Below are 4,023 nucleotides of genomic sequence, written 5' to 3'. Positions count from 1 at the left end.
TTACCCGATTTGGCGATTGGAGTGTCTTTGGCAGTTTATTAATTGCGGTCTATATAGCGAGGAATTCAAACGAAATTTTCACAGTAATCATTAATTTCACCGAAACAGTGAAATTATAAATGAGGATTACTTTTTGGATTATAATGTATAATGATTTCATCAAAATGGTGAAATGAGGCTTTAGGGTGAAAATGAATGGGATCACAATTCAACATATCCCGGCCAAACAAGTAGAAATTCAAATTCAGGAACAATTATTAAGACTGCTCAATGAAGTGCCAATACTTAAGGGTGTAGATGTGTTTTCTAAGTCGCTTTAGTCCGGCTTAATCAGCGCGCTGGAAGTGATGAAGAGGGGGGGATGAGGCCAGACAGGGTTCTGAAGGTAATGGATTCGAGGATTGCATCGCCCATGTAACAGGGATAGGGCTAACAAGTAGTGGGATACGCTATCTGGTCTCTGCCCTGGGGTCAGCAGAAGTTAATTTTGAAACAGAGCTCCTTCGTATATCTGAAAAGCCCAACCGTGAGGTCGGGCTTTTCAGATATACGATTGTGTCACCTTATTTGGCATGCTTATCTGGCTGATGAATACCAAATATATTACCTTCTGTGTCCAGGTAGTACCCTTGCCACGCCATCCCAGGTAATGCATACTTCGGCAATGCAAGCTTGCCTCCAAGTTTCAAAATTATTGCTTCAGTAGAGTCGTAATCCTCCACTCCCATAGTACAAGCATAACCATTCATAGCTTGTCCGGGTTCTGGAGACACCCCCCGACGTTGCACCAAAGCCCCATTGATGCCGATTTCACCCGCATCTCCCGTAGTAGCTCCGAAATAGGGTGTTCCAGCATATTCACTCCAATCCTCAAAGGTCCATCCGAATACCTCACCATAAAACTTCTTAGCACGTTCCATGTCATCTACATGAATTTCGAAATGAACTAATCGGCCCATGATCTCCTCCAATGCTTTGACTTCCAACATCATGCCTTTATTATACTTTCCTGTTTCGCTAAATATATAAAATTTAATTGAAAATTTTTCGCGGTTTACATGAGACTCAGGTGACATCAAAACTGTAACTACACTCGTAGAAATTATGTACCGTTACCTTTCGACAGGGAAGCGACTCCCTTGAGTTTTTAAAATCCATCTCCCAGTAAGGGTTTATGGTCAATTATATGGACTCATGGATGAGTCCAAGCACAGAACAGGGTCTCGAAGAAGAGGAAGCTTTTGTAGTTGGATTTCTGGAGGGATACCGCTTTATAAAAGAGCTCCAAAGATCGGGTGGAGGCCTGACTCTGGTTTAGATGTTGGCACCTGATATGCTATAATAATTGTAATTATTCAACCGGAGGTGTCCAAGATGCGATGGGATGAAGTTCAGGAGCGGTTTCCAAATGAATGGGTCGTTCTTGAGGCGACTAAGGCTTATTCTAAAGAAGGCCAGCGTTTTATTGAAGAAATGTCTGTGATTGACTCCTATGAGGATTCTACCAGAGCATTGAAGCGGTACAGTGAGTTACACCAGGAAGATCCACATCGCGAGTATTGTTTCTTTCACACCTCCCGTCCTGAGGTTGTAGCACGAGAACGATATGTTGGTATCAGAGGCCCCAGATGAATATAACAGAAATCTATGGACTCCCCTTCATAAGCATGACTGTTGTGTTTAGAGGGAGAGAACTAAAGCTGGAGAAGGTATTGCTTGACACAGGTTCTGCCAGCACACTTTTGAACGCGGACATCGTGCAGGAGATTGGTATGGTTCCTGAAGGAAATGATATCGTTGATATGATACGGGGTGTAGGCGGTGTGGAGTATGTTTACACCAAACATCTGGACTCAATTATAGTTGATGAAGCAATACTTAATGATTTTCAAGTCGAAATCGGGAATATGGATTATGGCATGGAAATCGACGGCATCCTTGGTTTTAACTTCTTGAAACACGCAGAAGCCGTGATTGACACTGGAAAAATGCAATTGAAAACTAACGTTTGCTAAACGGCTATATCGTCGATTCCAGCAGCAGCCCCCGCCGGATTGTGGCTCTGCACGTCCACGCTCTGTTTCCAGAATCCCTTTCTCAGCAAGGTATTAAGACCCTTTTTGGGAAAGGGGTTCAACTCGCCCATTCTATTTTTATGCAATGTGTTACAACTCTGCCCCCTTATATCCCATCTTCCGATAACCCTTCACTCTTTTCTTGAACATCGCCATCAACATAGGGACCTCAAGGTCAATATAATCATATATTTTCACTTTTTCTTTATGCACATGACTTCGGTGCAAGCGGCCTGCATATTGCTGTAAGGTGCCTGACCAGGAGATAGGATGGACCAGAAATAAGGTGTCCAGTCTGGCATCATCGAAGCCTTCGCCGATCAGCTTGCCGGTAGCGATAATTACCCGTTCTTGATCGACTGGAATAGAGGCGATTTGGGCGCGTAGAGCTTCTCTCTGCTTTTTTCCCATTCGGCCGCGAAGTACAATTACGTTTTTGGCAAAAGCCTGCAACCTCTCTGCAAAATATTCAGCATGAGCGGTCCGTTCAACCAGCAGTAGCGGAGAGCGGCCTTCATCCAGGCAGGTAAGTAAATCGTCAAAAATAATCGTGTTACGTTCCTCGTTGTCTACAAGCTGCTGATAGATGTCCTGGATACCGGAAGTTTGTTCCCCTGACTTGATCTGAAAGTGAGTATAACGGGGGACTACCCTTAATGAAAATCCTCTGGAGCCGCTTAAGGTTTTGGCATCCACCTTCAATAGCACCGGTCCAAGCTAGAATCTTACAATTGCTTCTTGTCCGTCTTGTCGTTTAGGTGTGGCAGTTAAGCCAAATACATACTTTGCTTTGACTTCCCGCAGAACCTGTTCGAAGCTGTAGGCGGACACGTGGTGGCATTCATCCACAATAACTTGGCCGTATTCACTTACGAAGGGTTTAATATTTCCTTTATTGTTGAGGCTCTAAATGACAGCAATGTCGATGATGCCGGTTTGTTTATTTTTGCCGCCGCCTATCATACCGATTGTTTGTTTTGGTACTTTGAGAAAGGTTTGCAAACGTTCCTGCCATTGTTCCAGACGAATTTGGTAAGAAATATCAAAAAAGAGTCGGCTCAAACAGATATACTTCGGTTATAAAACAAGACAGGGGTAGATCGCATGGTAAATGTGAGAATAGAAAGCAAATCAGAATTTAAAATTTATGGACGTAGAACGTGGGTAGAACAGGATAACGAAATGTTCGGTCAATTTTGGGAAAAATGCAGACAAGAGGGTTTGACGGAGTTGTTCCGTAATAGCCATAATAATCTTGAGGATACGGTTACGAATAGCTATTCCATAGGTGTTTCATGCGTAGAAAAAGACCCGGCCAATAGAAGCTTTTGGTTTTATGTCGCTATGGAGAATGATCATGCCCCAGAGGGTTGGGATTTGGAGGAATATACAGTGCCTGCTTCGATGTGGGCAATCTTTGAAAATTACGGAGAAACCGTTGAAGCCTTAATCGAGGCTGAAATGGTTGCGTTTGGAGAATGGCTCCCTAACTCTCCATATGTTCATGCAAATGTACCAGAAATAGAAGCCTACCCGCCCCATAAAATAGATAAAGGAAATTGTTATGAGTTTTGGCTGCCGATTAAAGAAAATTTTGATGAATAGAACTGGATGATGAGATGAATTATTACGATAAGGTTCAAAAAACAATTGATTTTATTGAAATACACCTAACAGAAGATTTAAGTCCGAATATTATTGCAGAGCAGACATTTTTTTCGATGACTCATTTTTATCGGATTTTTCGAGGTTTGGTTGGGGAATCTGTGAAGGAATATATTCGTAAACGGAGATTAAGTCAGAGTGCCATTGAACTGCTTGCTGGCGAGAAACGGATCATTGAGATTGCTATGGAGTATGGCTTTGAATCACAAGAAACCTATTACAGCATCAATCTTTAAATTGTGGGTAAAGACGCTTTAATTTGACTCTGGCGTCTTCGGTGGTG

At 42.7% G+C, this 4,023-nt stretch carries 7 protein-coding genes; 4 read left to right on the top strand and 3 right to left on the bottom strand.

Features of this window, described 5'->3' with window-relative positions:
- Positions 1 to 563 precede the first annotated feature (563 nt).
- The gene (locus IEY53_RS34640) at positions 564 to 959 is read right to left on the bottom strand and encodes a VOC family protein (RefSeq protein WP_189032879.1); all 396 of its coding nucleotides are present in this window, start codon (positions 957 to 959) and stop codon (positions 564 to 566) included.
- Positions 960 to 1,628: 669 nt separating this feature from the next.
- Between IEY53_RS34640 and IEY53_RS34635 the strand changes: the two genes are divergently transcribed.
- Positions 1,629 to 2,015, top strand: a complete 387-nt coding sequence (locus tag IEY53_RS34635; protein WP_189032875.1) for a retropepsin-like aspartic protease — start codon at positions 1,629 to 1,631, stop codon at positions 2,013 to 2,015.
- Between the two features lie 150 nt (positions 2,016 to 2,165).
- Here the strand turns inward: IEY53_RS34635 and IEY53_RS34630 are convergent, their stop codons facing one another.
- Both IEY53_RS34630 and IEY53_RS34625 read right to left on the bottom strand, forming a co-directional pair.
- On the bottom strand, positions 2,166 to 2,783 hold the full coding sequence (locus tag IEY53_RS34630; RefSeq protein WP_229696537.1) for a DEAD/DEAH box helicase: 618 nt from the start codon (positions 2,781 to 2,783) through the stop codon (positions 2,166 to 2,168).
- Positions 2,784 to 2,792: 9 nt separating this feature from the next.
- On the bottom strand, positions 2,793 to 2,906 hold the full coding sequence (locus IEY53_RS34625; RefSeq protein ID WP_189032873.1) for a hypothetical protein: 114 nt from the start codon (positions 2,904 to 2,906) through the stop codon (positions 2,793 to 2,795).
- Between the two features lie 3 nt (positions 2,907 to 2,909).
- On the opposite strand from IEY53_RS34625, the gene IEY53_RS34620 reads away from it, so the two are divergent.
- Genes IEY53_RS34620 through IEY53_RS34610 form a run of 3 tightly spaced genes read left to right on the top strand, consistent with a single transcriptional unit; the run spans position 2,910 to position 3,976 of the window.
- Positions 2,910 to 3,158 carry a hypothetical protein gene (locus IEY53_RS34620; RefSeq protein WP_189032871.1) on the top strand — a complete coding sequence of 83 codons (249 nt, stop codon included), beginning with the start codon at positions 2,910 to 2,912 and terminating at the stop codon, positions 3,156 to 3,158.
- Positions 3,159 to 3,179: 21 nt separating this feature from the next.
- Complete coding sequence (locus tag IEY53_RS34615; RefSeq protein ID WP_189032869.1) at positions 3,180 to 3,680, top strand: GyrI-like domain-containing protein; 501 nt, start codon at positions 3,180 to 3,182, stop codon at positions 3,678 to 3,680.
- Positions 3,681 to 3,694: 14 nt separating this feature from the next.
- Positions 3,695 to 3,976 (top strand): helix-turn-helix domain-containing protein, encoded by a 282-nt coding sequence (locus tag IEY53_RS34610; RefSeq protein ID WP_189032867.1) that lies wholly within the window; start codon positions 3,695 to 3,697, stop codon positions 3,974 to 3,976.
- Positions 3,977 to 4,023: the final 47 nt, after the last annotated feature.

The organism is Paenibacillus albidus, from assembly GCF_014644435.1.
In the GTDB taxonomy this organism is placed as follows: domain Bacteria; phylum Bacillota; class Bacilli; order Paenibacillales; family Paenibacillaceae; genus Paenibacillus_AQ; species Paenibacillus_AQ albidus.
Note: the sequence above shows the minus strand (reverse complement) of the source record. Positions and strands in the feature narration are given on the sequence as shown.

Excerpts from the sequence above, each read along its gene's own strand:
- IEY53_RS34640 (WP_189032879.1), bottom strand. The coding sequence starts at position 959 with ATGGGCCGATTAGTTCATTTCGAAATTCATGTAGATGACATGGAACGT.
- IEY53_RS34635 (WP_189032875.1), top strand. The coding sequence starts at position 1,629 with ATGAATATAACAGAAATCTATGGACTCCCCTTCATAAGCATGACTGTT.
- IEY53_RS34610 (WP_189032867.1), top strand. The coding sequence starts at position 3,695 with ATGAATTATTACGATAAGGTTCAAAAAACAATTGATTTTATTGAAATA.
- IEY53_RS34615 (WP_189032869.1), top strand. The coding sequence starts at position 3,180 with ATGGTAAATGTGAGAATAGAAAGCAAATCAGAATTTAAAATTTATGGA.